12 protein-coding genes are annotated in these 18152 nt (G+C 66.3%); 4 read left to right on the top strand and 8 right to left on the bottom strand.

Annotation, left to right across the window (positions count from 1 at the left end; translation table 11 throughout):
- Nucleotides 1–59: 59 nt before the first annotated feature.
- Entirely contained in the window at nt 60–2411 is a 2352-nt protein-coding gene (locus JSV65_03295) for a glycoside hydrolase family 127 protein (protein UCH35389.1), read from the bottom strand.
- A gap of 440 nt (nt 2412–2851) precedes the next feature.
- Here JSV65_03295 and JSV65_03290 point away from each other — a divergent pair, with 440 nt between their 5' ends.
- Nucleotides 2852–4357 (top strand): 6-phosphofructokinase, encoded by a 1506-nt coding sequence (locus tag JSV65_03290; GenBank protein UCH35388.1) that lies wholly within the window; start codon nt 2852–2854, stop codon nt 4355–4357.
- A 53-nt stretch (nt 4358–4410) separates the two neighbouring features.
- On the opposite strand, the gene JSV65_03285 is transcribed toward JSV65_03290, so the two are convergent.
- Nucleotides 4411–5676, bottom strand: coding sequence for an alpha-L-fucosidase (locus tag JSV65_03285; GenBank protein ID UCH35387.1), 1266 nt, complete (start codon nt 5674–5676; stop codon nt 4411–4413).
- A gap of 313 nt (nt 5677–5989) precedes the next feature.
- Here JSV65_03285 and JSV65_03280 point away from each other — a divergent pair, with 313 nt between their 5' ends.
- Nucleotides 5990–7126, top strand: coding sequence for a hypothetical protein (locus JSV65_03280; protein ID UCH36687.1), 1137 nt, complete (start codon nt 5990–5992; stop codon nt 7124–7126).
- Between the two features lie 202 nt (nt 7127–7328).
- Nucleotides 7329–9251: a hypothetical protein gene (locus JSV65_03275; protein ID UCH35386.1), complete on the top strand. Its 1923-nt coding sequence runs from the start codon at nt 7329–7331 to the stop codon at nt 9249–9251.
- A gap of 35 nt (nt 9252–9286) precedes the next feature.
- On the opposite strand, the gene JSV65_03270 is transcribed toward JSV65_03275, so the two are convergent.
- From JSV65_03270 to JSV65_03260, 3 genes are all read right to left on the bottom strand, one after another.
- The gene (locus tag JSV65_03270; GenBank protein ID UCH35385.1) at nt 9287–10864 is read right to left on the bottom strand and encodes a hypothetical protein; all 1578 of its coding nucleotides are present in this window, start codon (nt 10862–10864) and stop codon (nt 9287–9289) included.
- 79 nt (nt 10865–10943) lie between these two features.
- Nucleotides 10944–11633, bottom strand: a complete 690-nt coding sequence (locus tag JSV65_03265; protein UCH35384.1) for a hypothetical protein — start codon at nt 11631–11633, stop codon at nt 10944–10946.
- 56 nt (nt 11634–11689) lie between these two features.
- On the bottom strand, nt 11690–13660 hold the full coding sequence (locus JSV65_03260) for an acetylxylan esterase (protein UCH35383.1): 1971 nt from the start codon (nt 13658–13660) through the stop codon (nt 11690–11692).
- A 143-nt stretch (nt 13661–13803) separates the two neighbouring features.
- Here JSV65_03260 and JSV65_03255 point away from each other — a divergent pair, with 143 nt between their 5' ends.
- The gene (locus JSV65_03255; protein ID UCH35382.1) at nt 13804–14094 is read left to right on the top strand and encodes a hypothetical protein; all 291 of its coding nucleotides are present in this window, start codon (nt 13804–13806) and stop codon (nt 14092–14094) included.
- Between the two features lie 56 nt (nt 14095–14150).
- On the opposite strand, the gene JSV65_03250 is transcribed toward JSV65_03255, so the two are convergent.
- From JSV65_03250 to JSV65_03240, 3 genes are all read right to left on the bottom strand, one after another.
- Nucleotides 14151–14903, bottom strand: coding sequence for a YebC/PmpR family DNA-binding transcriptional regulator (locus JSV65_03250; protein UCH35381.1), 753 nt, complete (start codon nt 14901–14903; stop codon nt 14151–14153).
- A 99-nt stretch (nt 14904–15002) separates the two neighbouring features.
- Entirely contained in the window at nt 15003–17405 is a 2403-nt protein-coding gene (locus tag JSV65_03245) for a hypothetical protein (GenBank protein UCH35380.1), read from the bottom strand.
- A 144-nt stretch (nt 17406–17549) separates the two neighbouring features.
- A complete protein-coding gene (locus JSV65_03240) occupies nt 17550–17873 on the bottom strand; it encodes a hypothetical protein (protein ID UCH35379.1) in 324 nt (107 codons plus the stop codon).
- Nucleotides 17874–18152: the final 279 nt, after the last annotated feature.

The raw sequence follows: 18152 nt of genomic DNA, 5'->3' as shown, positions 1-18152 counted from the left end.
CGCTCCCAAGCGACCGTCGGATTGGGCGCGACGGGTCGGGCGAGGTATCGCCGCGCTGCCTACGACCGTCCCAAGCGCCATTCCTGGATACCGCCCGAGAAGCCGGGCTGGAGTTCGACCTCGAGCTTCACGTCGGTCGTCACCACGGGCTCGAAGGTCACGCGGTTGAACTCATCGAGTTGCACCCCGTAGTCCGACGCGTTGTTGACCGCTTCCCACGCCTCGCCGTTCTTCCATAACAGCCGCCAGCGCGCCGGTACGCGGCACTCGCCGACGCCGGTGTCGTCGAACCAGTACACCTCGGACCAGCTCAGCTCGCGCGGCGCGTCGAACCGGTACGCGACCCATTCCGTCGTGCCCTTGTGATCCCACCACGTCATCCGCGGGATGCTCTGGTCGCTCGACCTCTTCGGCACAATGCCGTCGTTCAACGCGCGCACGGTGTCATTCGGCCAGCAGTGCGAGGCGAGCGGCGGCTCCGGGGCCGCCACCCACTCGTGCGCGTCGGGGCCGTCGCTTACCGTGGGAAACGCCGCGATCCTAAGCCGCCCGCAGCCCATCGGGACGAGCGTCACCGACTCGACGGCTTCGGACGTTTTCGCCGGGCTCATCTGAAGCTCGCCCACCAGCCCGCCATCCATTCTCCATTCCGGTATCCTGCGCGCTTTGGCCGAGAGTTGAACTGGCGCGGCCTCGACGTCGAACGGCTGACCCGGAAGCGGCCCGGGCTTCTCGATGACTTCGAATGACCGGGCCGGATTCTGCATGTCCACGATCAGCCCGTAGTTCCATGGTGTCGTGGGGAAGACTTCGTAGGCCGGCCATTCGTCGCTGTCGCCGTAACGCGCCCATCGCTCGCCTATCCTGAGCGAGTAGGTCAGCGGGCCGCGGCTCACCGACACGGCGTTGTTGTTCTGCTCCCACACCCGGACGCGGACCGTCATCGGGAGCGTCAGCCGCAGCACGTCTCCGTCGCGCCAGGTGCGCTCGATCGCAATCCAGCATGACGGATGAGCGAGCACTTCTAACGGCTCGCCGTTGATCTCCACCCGCGGTCGCTCGCACCAGCCCGGGACGCGAAGCAGCAGCGGGAACTGAGCCGGCCTGTTGGTGGCAAGGCGAAACTCGACGGTCTCGCCGAAAGGATAGTCAGTCGTCTCCGCAATCCGCACCTCCGCGCCGGGCCCTGCCTTCGCCGTCACCTCGCTCGGCGCATAGAGCACCGCCGCCAGTCCATTACTCGGAGTCGCCATCCACAGATGCTCCGCGAAATACGGCCACGCGAACGCGATGTTGTGCTGGCAGCACCGATAGCTCGTGGGGTCGTACGCGAGCATGCAACCCGCGTTCTGCAGGCCCGGGCTCTTGTTCTCCCGGTCGAGCTGAACCATGTTGGGCGCGGTCAAATAGTGCAATCCCTTGTAGTCCGGCGTCTGTGACGCAGGCAGCGAGTTGAACGCGACCTCCTCGCAGCGGTCAGCCCACAACGGATCGCCAGTGATGCGCGCGAGCATCTCCGAGCTGTGCATGAGTTCCGCCATCGAGCACGTCTCCGCGGCTTGCCGCGGGCCGGTGTAGCCGGGCCGGCAGTTCTCGTCCGCGCCAAACATCCCCCCCGGCACCTGGCCGTACTCTCTCATGATCGTGTCGTAGTTGCGCTGCGTCGCCTGCAAGTAGCGCCGGTCGCCGCTCTGCTGGTAGTACTCGCCGGGCTCGCGGAAGCCCTGGCAGACGTTCACCCCGTGCCAAGTCGGGATGCCGCCGGTCCAGTCAGCGGTGCGCTCGTGGTTGACGCGCGCCAGGTCGAGCAGCCACGACTCCCCCGTGCGATTGTACAGCCAGTAGATGCTGTCGAGGTTATCGCCGCCGCGCCATTGCTGCCAACTCCCCGGCAGGAACCGCTCGATCGGCAGCGCGGCCTGCCAGCGGAAGTACTTCGTCATCAACGATATCACGCGCTCGTCCGCCGTCGCCTCGTAGTGCGTGCGCAGAGCGTAGAGCGCGATCATGTTCGGCCACAGGTCCGGCGCCTCGCGATTGACGCGCGGGCCGAAGTAACCGTCGGCATCCTGGCTCGCGATGATCGGCTCCAGCCACCGCTGTGCCTCGGCGATGAGCCGCTCGTCGTGCAGCGCATAGGCCAGCGAAGTGAAGCCCTTGAGCCAGTACGGTAGCTCCTCCCAGCCGAACTCGCCGTTGCCCTTGGCGTCCGCCCACGCGCTGCCCTCGAAGCGGCACCACTGGCTGATATCGATCAGGCGCCCGGAGAAGCCCTGCGCCATCAGGTCCAACTGGTGCCTCAGCCAGCCCTCGGGCCGGACGCTGCCGGCGGGCAGCTTGATGAGCGGGCTGGGCAGCAGGGGCGCACGATTTCCGACATAGAAGTCGTTGGCGCGTGTCGTCGAGGGCATGTTGACCACCTCTGATGTCGTCTCATTGGCCGGTTCGGCTGACGCCGACATGAATCGCAGCGCGGTCAGAACGAGCGCCAGGCTACACGCCGTGCCGATCGCGGTACGGCGTACCGTACTCCTGCGGCAGCCACTGCTCGCCTGCGCACGGCGGCGCTGGGTTTCGAAGGCCATCGCATCGCACCTCGGCATCATGTTTCGTCAGGCACAATCGTCTCCCTGCGTGTCGCTGCCCGTCCAGCCGACGCGCACGTCGTGCGGGAACTAGCGCCCCGGTGGCGTCATGCGGCGCCGCCGCATCATGCCTGGAGCGCTGCGCCGATACCAGGACGCTATTGGGCAGGATAGCCGCCGCAATTGACAGAACAGTGATGAGGTGATACGTGCAGCCGGCGCCGATCATCCAGCGACGCCGCACAGCAGCGCGAGAGGTCAGTTGAATGATGCCGAGAAATGTCCTCACGTCCGAGCAGCGATATATCCAGGAAACGTGGCTCGATGGTCAGGTAACGGCTGACGTGCTCCACGACGAGACGACGGTGTCGGTCATCCCTGGCCCCGCCGACTATCCCAACCCGCTTCCCGCTGACGAGGTCGGGGAGTTCCAGGATCCGCAGCAACGGCGGCTCGTCAGCGCAGACGACGACATAGTGCGGGCGTTCGCCGACCGCGGCCTGTTCCCCGGCTTCCTCGCTGCGGGGCCGCGCGAGCAGTTGCGCTTCGATCCGTGCACCGTGCGCGCCGCGATCGTCGCAGCGGGCGGCACTGCCCCGGGCACCAACGCGGCGATACACGCCATCGTGCGCCGCCACGGCCGGTACGTTCAAGCGGCTCAGGCGGCGTGGGACGCCGCGGGGCGCACCGGCGACGGGCCCGCGTGCACGGGTCAGGTGCTGGGCATCAAGAACGGCTTTGAGGGCCTCATGGCCCCGCGCGGGCGCGCCGACGTGACGATCCCGGGGCCGGTGGAACTCCGCCCGGAGCAGACCGTGACCTGGCGTGATCTCGGCGGGTGCCAACTTGGGTTATCTCGCTACGACTTCTCCGCAGCCGGGCGCCTCAACCAGATCGCGCAGAACCTGCTCGCGGAGAAGATAGACATCCTCTACGTGATCGGCGGCGACGGGGGCATGCACGCCGCGCTCGAACTGCACAATGCACTGCGCGGCGACCCCGCCGGCAAGAACATCGTGATCGCTGGCATCCCGAAGACGATGGACAATGACATCGCGTGGACGTGGCAGTCCCTCGGCCACCGCACCGCTCTGGCGGAGGCCGCGCGCTTGCTCGATGTCCTGCACACCGACGCCGAAGCCAATCGCCGCGTCATCCTGGTCGAGCTGTTCGGGGCGGACGCGGGCTTCATTGCCGCCACCGCGGCGCTCGCCAGCGGCAAGGCGGACTGCGTGCTGATTCCCGAGGAGGGCTTCGATCCCTGGAAGGCGGCGGAGTACGTCGCGGACCGCGCTCGCGCGCAGCATTACGCTCTCGTCGTCGTGGCGGAGGGAGCGCTCCTGGCGCTCGGCAAGTACCTGGTGAGCCAGGACTTGGCGAAGCTGCCCAAGCCGTCCGCCACCGGCCTGCGCGACCCGTACTACGGGCGCCAGGACCTGCGCGACCTCGCGCTGCGGTGGATGCGCGACGAGCTGCGCGCCCAGTTCATCAAGCCGCCGATCTTCACCGGGCATGTCATTATCAGCCAGCCGGGATACTTGATTCGCGCGGTGGCGCCGGGCGCGGAGGACTTGATCGCCGCCGCGCGGCTCGGCGACCTCGCGGTGGACAGCGCTCTGGCCGGCCACAGCGGCTTCATGCTGACCCAATGGCTCACGGGTCACGTCCTGGTGCCGCTGCCACTGGTCGCCAAAGTGGAAAAACGCATCGCGCGCGGTGGGATCTTCTGGCGCGAGGTGGCATCCGCGACGGGCCAGCCGGAACTGTCCTGATTGCGGCGCGGGCGAGTGGCACCGAATCGGGCCGCTCAACGCGCGCCGGGGCGCTAGGCCGCGGGCCCTACGCAGTACGCCGCGAGCCTGCGGATCAGCGGCTCCGCCGCCGATTTCAGACAGCGTAGCCGCACCGCCGAAACCTCCGCCGCAACGAACCGCTCAATCCGCTTGTGGCCGATTGACGTGCCCCCACACAGCTCCCGCCATGCGCCCCCGACCATCCCCTCCACCACGTACTCACGCACACGTTCCCCCTCGGAGATCTGCTCCATGATGACGACGTGGTCAATCAGCGTCGGCTTCTCCAGTGCGAGTTCCACGACCTCGCCTCTGCCCTGCGTCTCCGCCAGGCACTTGCCGAAGCGGCGCCTGATCTCGTCCCCGAACTCCCGGTAGCGCCTCAAGTCCGCTCCGGGCACCAAGCCGCGGCGGTCAATGTTCGCGTTGACCAGTAGGTTGCAGTTGCGGCCGACCGACCTGTAGTACATCTCAATCAACTCGTCGAGGGTGTACAGCTTGTGCTCGGCATTCGGGTGCCAGAACCAGTCGTGGTTGCGGATCGGGACGTCGCATTCGCCGGGTTGCCATATCCGGCCGTTCGGGTCGCCGCTGCCGGGCGCGTCGAGGCTCGCGACGGTCGCCCAACACGGATAGCCCGCCACGCCGTCTTCGTTGCCGATCCAACGAATGGTTGCCGCAGGGCCTTGAAACACCATGGCTGCGGGTTGGAGCTTCTTGAGGATCGGAATGAGATCGGGTCCGCCCTGATCCGGCGGCAGCGCGCCACCGTCGAACCAGACCTCGAACAGCGGGCCGTAGTTGCCCCATAGCTCGGCAAGCATCTGCTCGCACATCCGCGCGTATGCGGCCTGCTTGGCGTCGTCCCCTCCCTTGCCCCAGTTCACGAGACCGGGATTCGTCACTTCCCAGTACGCATTGGCGGACACGCTGGCGTAGATGCCAGGCTTGATGCCGTACTTACGGCACGATGCCACGTAGTCCCGGACAACGTCGCCCGTGCCGCCGCGCCACTTCGACTGCTTGACGCCATACGGGTACAGGTCGCTCTGCCAGCACAGGAACCCGGAGCAGTGCTTCGCCACGAGCACTGTGTACGTGGCGCCTAGTGCCTTGGCCGCCTCCATCCACTGATCCGTGTTGAGCTTGCTCGGGTTGTAGATGTCGGGATCGAGGTGACGTGCTTGCTGCCACTCACCTTCCGCGAGGTCCGTGAACACGGGGATGTCGAAATGGAAGAACATCCCCAATTCCATGCCCTGCCAGGCAACCTGCTCCGGCGTCGGCTTAACCAGCATCGCTCCCTGCGCTCCTTCCACCGTGTTCGTCAGGCTCGCAAGTAGTAGCGCGAGCCACAGAGTCGCGTGTCGGCTTCGAGAAACCCGCGTCATGCGACCTGCCCTCCCGCCTCTTCGTATCTCCGCGTTTTCGGCCGCAGGCCCGTTGGCTTTTGCGGAGATGATAGGCCGCCGCGCCTCACGGGTCAAGACATGCCTCGTGTCTCGCTGGTGGTCTGCCCCGAAGTCGCTGGCCGCTGCGTCACGCATGGTTGCTTCGGCGCTCCTCCCGCAAACCGCAGGGATTGTGATTCGAGCACCGAATCTACCCGCCATGACCTCCCGCGAGCGCATGATCGTCGCGATGACCGGCGGTCGCCCCGACCGCGTCCCCGTCGCGCCCGACATCTCCAACATGATTCCCTGCCGTCTCACAGGCAAGTCGTTCTGGGACATTTACCTCCACGGCGACCCGCCGCTGTGGCGCGCCTACGTGGACGCCGTACGCCACTTCGGCATTGACGGCTGGTTTACGTACGGCACGGTGGCGTTCCAGCGCGCGGGCGATCGGCGAGAGTGGACGACCGAAACGATTTCGCGCAGCGATGAGCGCATCGTCACGCGCACCGCCTGCCGCACCCCCGATGGCGACCTGACCTGCGAAACGACGTACTACGTCGCTGACCCGCCGACGCAAACGCATAAGTGGATCAAAGACTTTCCCGCGGACATGGCGAAGCTGCGCCACTTTTTCCCCGAGATCACGGGGTGCGACCCGGCGCCGCTGGAGGAAATGCGCGCGCATCTCGGCGAGGACGGGGCGCTCGGTGTGTGCGTCGGCGTGCCGGGCTTTCAGGAACTGTTCGTGTGGTTTGAACGCGGGCTGGAGGCGGTGGCCTACGCGTGGGCGGATCATCGCGATGAATTGCGTGAATTCGTTTCCTGGCAGGAGCGCGACGTGCTGCGGCAGGTCGAGATGTTGCTTGACGCGCGGCCCGATTTCCTGCTGCTCGGCGCGTCGGGGCTGTGGACGCTCAACACGCCGCAGGCGTTTCGCGAGTTGAGCCTGCCCACCCTGCAACAGGCCACCCGCATGGCGCGCGAGGCGGGCGTGCCGACGATGCTTCACTCCTGCGGCAAGGAGCGGAAACTCGTGCGCATCTGCGCCGAAGAGACTGCTCTCGACTGTATCAACCCGCTCGAACCACCGCCGATGGGCGACTGCGACCTCGCGGAAATCAAGCGACAGTTCGGCGGCCGGCTTGCCCTCATGGGCAACCTGCACACCACCGATGTCATGCTGCGCGGTACCCCGGAGCGGGTCATGGACGCCGGGCGACAGGCGATTGAAGCGGCGGGTGCGGGCGGCGGGTTCATCCTTTCCACCGGCGACCAGTGCGGCCGCGACACTCCCGACGAGAACATCCGCGCCCTGATCGCCGCCGCCGAGCGCTACGGCCAGTACGACTGAATCGAATACATGAGCCGCCCCGGCGTTTCCATGAATCGGGGTGGATGAGAACGAGGAGCCTCCCGCGTTCGCCGTGTTCTCCCCCGTCGGGGATACCCGGTAGGCGCACAAGCGTCATGAATCATCCGCGAGCAACGACTGTGGCGCACAGAACGACAATACCGGCGACCCGTGACCGGTATCAACAACGCAGGCTACCTCGTTGACTCTGCGCGCCGCTCTAGTTGGGCTGGCGGTCGCAGTCTTCTTCGCCGCCATCGTGCCCTACACCGACCTCTACCTTCAGGGCTCGAAGCTCGCCTTCAACCACTTGCCGATCAGCGCCCTGATCACGCTCTTCCTCCTCATCGCCATCGCCAACACGCTCCTGCGCAGGCTGTCTCCCAGGCGGACCCTCAGCGCCGCCGAACTCGCGGCCATCTACATCATCGTTCTCGTCGCCGCGCCGCTGCCGAGCGGCGGCTACGCCGAGTTCTTCCCGGGGGTGACCACTGCCGCGTTCTACTTCGCCACCGACGAGAACCAGTACGCAATCAAATTCCAGCCTTATCTCAAGAACTTCCTGTCCCCGCAGGATCCCGACGCCATCAAGTGGCTCTACGAAGGCTTGCCGCCGGGCAAGTCCATCCCGTGGGGCGTATGGGTCGCGCCGTTCGTGGCGTGGGGCATCTTCGTCATGCTCCTGGTGTCCGCGTTCTTCTTCCTGACCATGATCCTGCGGCGACAGTGGATCGAGAACGAGCGCCTGACCTTCCCGCTGGCGCAGGTGCCGCTGGAGATGGTGCAGCAGGCCGACGAGCCATCCCTCGCCGCGCCGTTCTTTCGCAGCAAGGTCATGTGGTTCGGCTTCATCTCCATCGCGCTTCTCGACAGCCTCAACAGCCTCCACCTCTACTACCCCTCTTTGCCGATGATCAATATGGCGCACCTGCGTGCCTTCCAGGGCCTCAAGGACCGGCCGTGGAGCGCGATCAACGATGTCGAGATCTTCATCTACCCCGCGGTGATCGGCGTTTCGTACCTGCTGAGCCAGGAAGTCGGCGCCAGCCTGTGGGCCTTCTTCTGGTTCAGCAAGTTGCAGAAGGTCGCCCTCTACGCTTACGGGCTCGATCTCGGCGGCAAAATGGGCGGCCCGAACACCGGGACCTTCCTGCGCATACAGGAAATCGGCGGCTTCTTCGTTCTCACCTATGTCGTCCTCTACGCCGTGCGGCGCCAAGTCATTGACGCATTTCGCCGCCGCGTGCCTGCCGATCCCACGGCCCCGATGAGCATCCGCTGGGCGACGATAGGCTTCGTCGTCGCGACACTGATGCTCGCGGGCTGGGGCTACGCCGCCGGGATGAACTACTTCTTCGCGCTGCTCGGCATTGTGTTCTTCTACGTCATGGTGCTCGGGCTCACGCGGCTGGTCAACGCTGGCGGGGCGTTGTGGGTCGAGGCCAACTGGCTGCCCTACGACGTCATCAACATTGCCTTCGGCAGCGTCAACATCCCGGTGCGTACGCTCTACATCCTGGGCATGCAGCAGCAGTTCTTCATGTTCGACCAGCGCAACATCACCATGCCGTACCTCATGGACGGCTCGAAGATCGGCCATTCGACCGGCCTGCGCGGCAGGCACCTGGCAATCGCAGCCGGCCTCGCCGTCTTCCTGTCAATGATTGTCGGCACGATCTCAGTGCTCACCATCGCGTACAAGTATGGCGGCGTCCGCCTCGACCAGTGGTACTTCAGCGACGGCCCTCTCTTCCCGCTCAACGATGTGTCCACGACCATGGAGGAGCCCGAGCACCTCACGTGGTTCGCCGCGTTCTCGTTCACCTACGGCGTGGGGATGATGTCGTTGCTGACGTTTCTCAACAAGAACTACTTGTGGTTCCGCATCAGCCCGCTGGGCTACATCTTCGGCAGCACGTGGACGATGGGGCACCTGTGGTTCTCGGTGCTCGTCGGCTGGCTGTGCAGTTATCTCGCGACGCGCGGCGGGGGGTTGCGCTTCTACCGCGAGATGCGGCCGTTCTTCATCGGCATGGTGCTCGGCGAGTTCGTGATCTCCGGGATCTGGCTGCCGATCGATTGGTACTTCGGCGTCCGCGGCCACGTCATCTTCCCCATCGAGTAGCGCGCGCCAATCGCGCCAGCAGCGTCACAATCGTTTCACCTCCGCGTCGTGTAGAGATACACCGGCCGAAACACCCCGCCCAGTGAGCTCTCGGCGCGCACTTTCACCGCCAGCAGGTTGCGCCCGCCGGGCAGCGCCGCATCCGTGATGTCGACGGCGAACGGCGTCTGCCACGCGTAGTCGAAGTCCTCATTCCACTCGCCGACGCGCGTGCCGTTGAGGTATATCTCGCCCCCCTCGTCGAGCGCGCCGAACCAGAGGTGGAGCGGATGTCTCTCGTACTCCGCAGGAATGTCGAACGCGACGCGCCCCCACGCGGTGCCGGTCGCATCGGGGAAGGGCAGCGCCTGGTACCACTGCCCGTCGGTCTTGACGGTGAGCCAGTCAGAGTCATCGAGCTTCGGATCGTACCATGTCGCGTGACGATCATAGAGGTCGAGGCGGAACTTCCAGTCGTGCGCTAGCTCTGCGATCAACTCGTGATCGCGCGCGAACGCCTCGCTGCTCGGCCAGCGCGCCCATTCCTCGAGCTGCACGCCGCTGAACCCCAGCAGCGTGTCTCTCGCCTCCACCATCGCCTGCCGGTACGCCCCCGGCAGGTGCTCGCCGCTCCACCAGTTGATGCGTCCGGAGAAGATCCAGATGTACTCATCCGCGGTGTCGAGCGCGGAGATGAGGGTGTGCTTGAATCCCTCGGGGGTGCGATAGTTGCGCGAGAAGTCCTCCTCGTCCCAGTCGAACGGCGCGTCTTCGACACTTATCGGATCAGGCCAGATGCCGAACCCGGCGGAGACCTTGCGCCGGTACTCATCGGGCACCGCGCACAACGGCAGCGCCCCGCAGTGAATCCACCAGTACGCCCGCAGGAACTCCTCGCGCGTCTTCGCCGTGTACGACGCCTCCCACCCGTCAACGATTACGGCATTCCCAGGCGAAGCCGCGAACAAGCCGTCGAGAAACGGCGGCAGCAAGCCGTAATGGTGGTCCTCGGGATGTCTCAGGTCACCCATGTAATATCCGAACAGCAGGAAGAACACTTGGTCCGGGAACTCGCCCCACACGGCGCGCGCGAACTCCTCGCCGCGCAGACGTATCTGCCGCCGGTAGTCCTCGAAGCTGCGCTCGGGATGTGCGACCTCGCGGTAATCCCACAGCTTGAAGCCGTACGGCTCGCAGTCCAGGACCAGGCCCTTGAGCCCAGCCTCGCGCGCGATGCGCGCCGCGACCCGCGCGTTATGCATGAATGCCGAGCAGTCACCGAACCAGTCAATGTCCCCCGGCGTGACGTGAACCAGCAGGAAGTTGTCCGTCAGCCGCCCGAAGTCGGTGGCGCGCAATTGCGCTATATCGTCGCGGAAATCGTCGGGATTCACTCGCCGGTTGCTGAACACGGCATCGGCCATGCGGCGGTCTTTCCCACCCTCGGGGTAGGTCGCCGTGAGCATGATCCCGTCCACCGGCATCTGCTGGATCTGCTCGGTGTGCTCCCGGATGTAGCCAGGCGTCGGGGCGCCCCACAGGATGATCTTGCGCCGATGCCCCTGGGGCATGGCGCACAGCATCTGCGCGGCGAAAACCAGCAAGACGCTCGGAATGAGAACGCGACGTGTCACGGGACCGGACCTCCGTTTAGCGTTGCGTCGCGCTTCAACGGTGGCGCGACGGAGTCCTGCTCGGTTCAACGAGCGCCGGTCAGAGAATGATCCGTTTGGCGTCTTGGAACAAGGGGCTGGCGTCAAGGTACAGGCGCACCAGGCTCATCGCCTTCACGTAGGCCTGATAATCCGCCGCGAGCTGCTCAAACAGCGACTCGCACTCCAGCCCGTGGCGGCGACTGAGTTCCGCCGCGCGTGAATAGGCCTGCTTTCCTTGGTGGCGGTAATAATCCTCGGGATGCTCGAACGGCAGCAGCAGCTTGCCCACCGACATCATGATCCGGTCCGGACGGGTCGGATGCCGCCGCAGCCGTTGAAGACTCTCGGGGAACACGCCGGTGATGAACAGCGCGTAATCACCGATGTGCCGTTGCCGCTCGAACTCCATCAGGGCCGGCGCAGTATCACGGGCCCGGCCCTCCATCAGCATTTCCGCGATGTCTTCGAGCCGCCGCCCGCGCGCGTCGCGCAGTCGGTAGAGATTGTCCACGTGCACGAAGCGAGCGAGGATTTCCTCGGAGAGGTACGACTTGAGCGCGGGATCATCCGAAAGCGGATCCTGAAGTCGCCCCTGTTCGAAGGCCCACTGCGTCGCCTCGCGAAACAGGCGGCACAAGGGATGGTTCTCGGGTATTCGCGCCGTCATGCTACCGTCGCGGTTGTGCGGGATCTCGACCCCTATCTTGCCCCAGCGCAGCAGCGGAGTCAAGAGCCAGCAGTACGCCAATCCACGCGGCTGCCAAAGCCCAGCGCGCGCGCGACGATGGCCCTCGTCCCGGTTTGCTAACGCGCGTGCGCGGCGAGCCAGGCAGCGAGTGCGGAGGCGGAGAGGCAGCCTCGGCGGACGGTCAGCCGATCCGGCGCCGCGGCGGCTCGGTAGATCCGGCGGATGCCGTCGGCGGCGAACGCGTCGCCGGTGTTGTGGATGAGCAGCGGCGATGGCGCGGTGAGCGCGGCGGCGGTGAAGAAGTCGCCCGCCGCGCGCAGGTGCGGGCAGAACAGCCGGTTGACGTACTCCTCGTCGCTGCTGGTGTCGAAGCGTGCCGCGTCCGCGGCTATGGCGCCGACGCCCTGCGACAACCCCGCCGCCAGCATGCACCACAGCCCCGCATCGCCCACGCCGATGAGGTCAACTCGCGTCACATCTTCTCGCGAGCGCAGGCACGCGATTGCAGTCAGGATGTCCTGCACGCGCTCGGCGAGGTCGGCCCGGTTGTAGGTCGTGAAATGCTTGACGTCACGGTTGCGCTCGCCGGCGGCTTCGCCGGTGAGGAAGCAGTCAACCGTGAGCACGCGCTGCCCCTCCGCCAGCAGTGCGTTAACCAGCGCGCCGGCAGACGGCTTCGCATCGTCAACCAGAGCCGCGCGCCCCCGGTCGTGCACGACGAGCGCGGCCGGCCCTCTTGCGCGTGCACCTTTCGGTATCAGCAGCGCAGCCGGAATCCGGTCGCCGACGCCGCGCCGCCCCAGAATGAGGTGCTGGAGCGTGAACCGCGGCGCCTCCACCCCTCCCGCAGACCACGCAAGCACTTCCTCGCGCTCCGGTTCGCCGACCATCAACGCATGCCGCAGCGCAACGCCCATCTCGCGGCGGAAAGCAGACAGAGCCCTCCTGTCGCGCGGCATGCGCGCCGCGATGCGCTTGCGGTTGCGCTCGATGACGTATTCGGTCAGCCCTTCTGCATCGAGGGCGCTCGCCGGCCGTTTGCGGTCGCTCCACACCAGCAGATCCGCGCGGTCCTCGACCTCGAACGGCTGCTCGCGCAGGCGCTTCTGCTCCTCGATGCCCAGCAGCCACCGCCCCATCCACGCGTACATCGCCTCGCGGCTGTCCTTGTTGTAGTTGTGCCCAACATCGAATTGCACGCAGTCCAGGCGATCCTCGGCGCCGAACAGCGCATAGATACTGCGGATGTCCGGGCATTCGACGGTCGGATTGTCGCGCGTCCAGTCGCCCGTCGCCGCGACCAGGAATAGCGGGCGCGGCGCCATGAGCGACGCAATCTCGACATTGTACGCATCCACGCGAAGACCGGGCGCGTTCTCGCACAGGCAACCGCCTTGCATGTGCGCGGAGACCATCACCGCCGGCACCGCGACCTTGATGCGATCCTCAACCGCCATCAGCATGAACGTCTGCGTCCCGCCGCCGGACGCGCCGGTGCAGCCGATGCGCTTCACGTCAACGTCGGGCAGCGAGCACAGGAAATCCACCGCGCGAATGCTGTTCCACAATTGCAGGCCCATCAGGCTCACGCCCCACAGCTCCTCGCGCGGCCCGCCGAATGAATGCGGAACCTGATTGCTGTCGTTGTAGCCCACCATGTCATAGGAGAACGCGACGTGTCCCTGGCGCGCGAGGTTGATGCAGCGCCCGGGGACCGAGCCGGCATCGGTGTTCTCCAACCGGCCGGTGCCCCAATGCCCGTGGGGGTTGAGGATCCCGGGGTGCTTGGCCCTGCCGTCGCGCGGCCGGTAGAGATTGCCGGTCACGAAGAACCCGGGAACGCTCTCGAAATACACCCTCTCGACCGTGTAGCCCTCGCGCTCGATGCGGCCGAATACCTGCGCGTTGAGCGGTGCCTTCTCGGGCATGGGCCACAGGCCGGTGCTCACCAAGATGCGTTGGCGGAGGTCGCCGGCGCGCGTGAGCCACGCGCGCTTCGATGTGTACGGCGTGAAGTGATAACGCAGATCGAGGTGGCGGACATTTGTCAAGCGCGCGTCCGCGCTTGGCGGCTCCGGTCGTGCCATGTCATCTCCTTGCGCGGCCGCGCACCACGCGCCCGCGATGACTGCGGCGGCAACAATACCAGCAAGCGGTGATCTCACGATGCCCGGATTCGGTGGGGACTGCCGCTTTTCCTGTGGGCGCACCCGGAAGAGGATGCTGTCGCGTGGCGGCGGCGCTCGGCGGACAGGAACTGCCCGCCTTCGAGGGTATCGTTTACGGCAGCCACTACAACGATCGCATGGCGGAGAAGCTTGCGGCGAAGTTTGGCGACATCACGGCGGAGTATGCCTACGAGGTCATCGCGCCGTACGTCATGATGCCGAAGTCGAATCTGCACAGCGTCGTGTTCGACCTCACGGCGCTGCAGCTCTGGGCGGCGAACGCCGACGGCCTGGAGCCGGCCGGCAGTCAGAAACACGTCCGCTTCGACTTCGCGGCGGCGCTGGGGAAATAGCCGCTCGTCTTCACGAGCTAGGCCGCGGTGCCCCCGCGGCGATCATCAACACCGCCCTACGCCGCGGCGGCCTGCTCCATCACGCTCTCGGGGATGTCGAAGTTCGCGTACACCCGCTGCGCGTCGTCGTGATCCTCGAGCGCGTCCATCAGCCTGAGGGTCTGCTCGCCGTCTTTGCTCGTGAGTGTGACTGTGCTGTGCGGCACGAGGGTGAGGTCGGCGCTTTCCATTCCGATGCTCTGCTCGGTCAACGCGGTTTTGACGGCCTCGAAATCCTCCGGGCCGGTGGTGATCTCGTACGAGTTCGCGTCGGTCTTCATGTCCTCCGCGCCCGCGTCGAGCACAATCTCCAGCAGCGAGTCCTCCTCGATCTGCTGGCGGGGCACGATGATGACGCCCTTGGAACTGAACATCCACGCAACACTGCCCGCCTCGCCGAGGTTGCCGCCGTGACGGGAGAACATGCTGCGCAGCTCGCTCACCGTGCGGTTGCGATTATCCGTCAGGGCCTGCACCAGAATCGCCACCCCGCCCGGGCCGTACCCCTCATAGACGATCTCCTCGTACTGGACGCCGGGCAGCTCGCCGGTGCCGCGCTGGATCGCGCGCGTGATGTTGTCCTGCGGCATGCTCACATCGCGCGCTCTCTGCACCGCATCCCGCAGGCGGGCGTTGACATCCGGATCCCCGCCGCCCTCGCGCGCCGCCATGATGATCTCTCGCGCGACCTTCGTGAAGATCTTCCCCCGCTGCGCGTCAACCCGCGCTTTGCGGATGCGAATGTTATGCCATTTGGAGTGTCCAGACATATCAGCTCCACCGCGGAGAACTAAAGCGCTCGACCCGCGCCCATTCTACCATAAAGGCAACAGCATAGGAACCCGCGGCGGCGACGCGCAGGCGCTGCCCTACGAGGCCGTGGCCAATGTCTTCAGTAGGCGCCGGCGAGCGGACTCCATCGCCCCGGCGTCGTCCTCCGACGCAAGGCCTGCTTCAACTGCGTTGTCCAGCGACGCGCGCAGCGACGCCGCTCGGTCGGCCTCGCCGTTCGCCTCCGCGCGGCGGGCGGCCTCGTCAATCGCGCGCATCAACTCGTAGTCCTCAATCCCTTCGCGCCAGGCTTCCCACCGCTTGCTGGGGATGATCGCTTCATCCCGCGGCACGCGCGGCGGCGCGTTGCGGCCGGCGTAGATCACGGCGAAGTCATGGCGCGTGCCGTCGAAGTCGTCCCACGCGTCGCTACCGCCCCAGCCGGCGTCTGCATATGCCCAGAACCCGCAGCCCGCGAACCCCCGCCGCCACGCCTTCCACATCATGAGCCGGTAGTAGGCATGCGGCGACAGCGCCTTCGCCGGCCCGCTGCACGCGTAAGTCCACAGCTTCTCGCCGTGCGCGCGCATTAGCTCCACGTCATCCGCCCGCTTCTCGAAACTGAAGAGGTGAGGGCACCACACGTCAATGTACGGCGCGATTGCCTCAATGCGCTCGCGCGTGTCATGGCTCGTCGGGTCGGCGAACACCCGGAGGTGCGGGTCCACCTCCTTGATGAACTGCGCTAGGTCACCGAAGCGCTCGCACAGCGTCTCGTCGAAGGGATACATGAAGAAGTCATCGTAGCCGTACCCGAGGTCACCCAGGTGCGCCACCCACTCCCGCAGCCACCACGCGAAGCGCTCTTTCCATGCGGGGCTCAGATAGTCGGCGCCGAATCGCCCCGCGTCCGGGCGCTCGCCGTCGTGGAAGCTCCAAAACCAGGAGATCTCGCGCGCGCTGCGGTGCAGTTCCAGGTTCTCGTCGTGGGACGCGAAGTCAATCGTCCCCTGGTCCTGTGCGTCGAACTGCGGCCACGGCACGTCGCGCCCGGAGAAAACAAACGTGTTCGTGTAATGGGCGAAGAGGTCGGCGACCGCTTCCTCCTCCAGCCCGCGCACCAGTGGGAACGTCCTCACGTATGCCCAGTTGTATGTCTGCAAGCTCATGTCGTCGGGGAGTTCGATGGGATAGACGCGCAGGACTATCGTCACCGCGCGCGGCGCATCCGCACCAGTCGGTTGCAGCAGCAGGCGCCCGCGATAGTCGCCCGCCGGCAGGCGCCGCTTGGGCAGCGTCAACCATATCTGCGAGGTCTCGCCCGCGCCGAGCCTGAGCCCCCGGCGATCGAGCCGCGGCAGGGCATCGGCGATCAGTTCCCCGGTCGCGGCCTCGACGAATTCGACGCGGCGCAGGCACACGTCGTCCGCACCGACGGTGGCTCGCTCGCCGCGCAAATCCTCGAGGCGCGCTGTCAACACCATCGGCGCGCGCGTCAGATTCGTGACCGTGACCGCCGCGCTTGAGTATTCGTTCGCAGCGGCGTGAACCTCGAGGCGCGTCAAGCCGCCGTGGTCGCCCGGCGGGACTTCGAGCGGTGACAGCGGCGCCCAGGGGTCGTGCTCCCAGACGACGTAGGGCGCCCCCGGCCGCAATGACGAATTGATCTCCGCGCACAGGCCCGCCACCTCGCGCCTCGCGTCACGCAGCGCGCGCGCATCGAGGGCAAGCGCGGGGATGTGCCCGGCAAGCTGGCGCAGTCCGGCCTCCGCGCGCCGCAGCTGTGCCGCCGTGCCGTCGTCGCCTCTGCGGGCGGCCATGCCGGCCTCCGCCCGCGCGCGCTCCGCCAGCCGCACACACTGCTTCGGCAGCCAGGCCCGCTGGCGCATCAGTCCTATGTAGCTGCGAAACTCCTCGGGCCGAAACGCACGCCCCGTCATCTCGACCCGGTCCGGCTCGTGTGATCCAGCCAGCACCTCGATCTCGTCACTGAAAGCGTAGGGCCCGCCGGGGATGACGAACAGCATCACGAACCGAGCGCGGGTGCGCAGGCCGGTCAGGCGCATCGCTTGGCGGTACTCGCGCGTCGGATCCTGGTTCGCGATGGGGGCGGCCGCCATCTGGCCGACGATACGGTACATCGTGCCGTCGTCGCTCACCGCCGCGATGACGGTGGGCCAGTGAACCCCGGCGTTGAGGCGCGACGCCGTGCTCCAAACGACGCCGTCCACGGGCTTGACTGCGCCGAGGTCCACGATGATCTGAATGGGGTTGGAAGTCGCCCATCCCACCGCGGCCGCCTGCGCCCAGAACATATCCGGCCCGGCGTGTTCGCCGTCGGTGAGTTGAGTGCGGTCCTCGGGGTCGGTGCACAGCCGGTAGTTCGGCGCCGGCGACATCGTGTAGGGTCGGCCGAGGGCCAGGTTGCGGACGTCGTCCGCCACCGCTGCTCCGATAATCGCTGGCAGAACCCAGACGCAGAACAGGAGTGTAGTTCTCATGCTCTGGTCGTTCTGCGTCGGGCAGCGATCCCCTCGCGCACGAGAGTGATCACGATTGGGTTCAGGCCCGGAGCGCACGGAAGGCTACGACGCAGGTCGTCCTGAGGACTAGGTGTGGGTGCAGCCCGATTCCCTGACGAGCGTCTATCGCCGCGCGCGGGATGGGAAGCGCTGAAGGACCATGTCCCTCAGGGTCGCCCACGCGCCGGAGGCGAGCAGACTGAAGATGATGCCAAGCCCGAGTTCGACCGCCTCGAGCCAGCCAAAGACGGGCGTGACGTTCGTCACGGCCTGTGCGAGCAGCCGTGCCAGCAAGTCCACCAGCAGCCCGAGCCCGAGAATCAGGCAGGCCCAGATGGCGACTCCCACACGCCGCGGATGGTCGCGCAGGAACGCAAGCGACGCCCCGCACTCCAAGCAGCTGTCCGCCCACTCAGGCTGTTCGCTTAGACAGTTCGGGCAAATCACGGCTGTCCCCTCGCAGTTCATCACAATTCTTGTATTCCACATCCGGCGGCGGAAACAGAAGGGATCCAGCGCGCACTCGGCGCCACGCAAGGGAGCGAGAAACACAGGGAGATACTGCCCGGGGGGGGCGAGCGGTGTCAGTGGACAATTGCCGCGCGTTGCGTCTGCGTCGGGCAGCGCCGGCTTCGACGGAGAAGCACGCGGCGGGCTACGCCTTGCCGCACCATTCGACGCACATCAGCGCCAGCGCCTGAGCAGCCTGCACCACCTGGCGGAAGT

This window comes from Armatimonadota bacterium (assembly GCA_020354555.1).
Lineage (GTDB): Bacteria > Armatimonadota > Hebobacteria.
Note: the sequence above shows the minus strand (reverse complement) of the source record. Positions and strands in the feature narration are given on the sequence as shown.

Excerpts from the sequence above, each read along its gene's own strand:
- JSV65_03285 (UCH35387.1), bottom strand. The coding sequence starts at position 5,676 with ATGCTGGTTAAGCCGACGCCGGAGCAGGTTGCCTGGCAGGGCATGGAA.
- JSV65_03280 (UCH36687.1), top strand. The coding sequence starts at position 5,990 with ATGACCTCCCGCGAGCGCATGATCGTCGCGATGACCGGCGGTCGCCCC.
- JSV65_03260 (UCH35383.1), bottom strand. The coding sequence starts at position 13,660 with ATGGCACGACCGGAGCCGCCAAGCGCGGACGCGCGCTTGACAAATGTC.
- JSV65_03250 (UCH35381.1), bottom strand. The coding sequence starts at position 14,903 with ATGTCTGGACACTCCAAATGGCATAACATTCGCATCCGCAAAGCGCGG.
- JSV65_03245 (UCH35380.1), bottom strand. The coding sequence starts at position 17,405 with ATGAGAACTACACTCCTGTTCTGCGTCTGGGTTCTGCCAGCGATTATC.
- JSV65_03295 (UCH35389.1), bottom strand. The coding sequence starts at position 2,411 with ATGCCCTCGACGACACGCGCCAACGACTTCTATGTCGGAAATCGTGCG.
- JSV65_03290 (UCH35388.1), top strand. The coding sequence starts at position 2,852 with ATGATGCCGAGAAATGTCCTCACGTCCGAGCAGCGATATATCCAGGAA.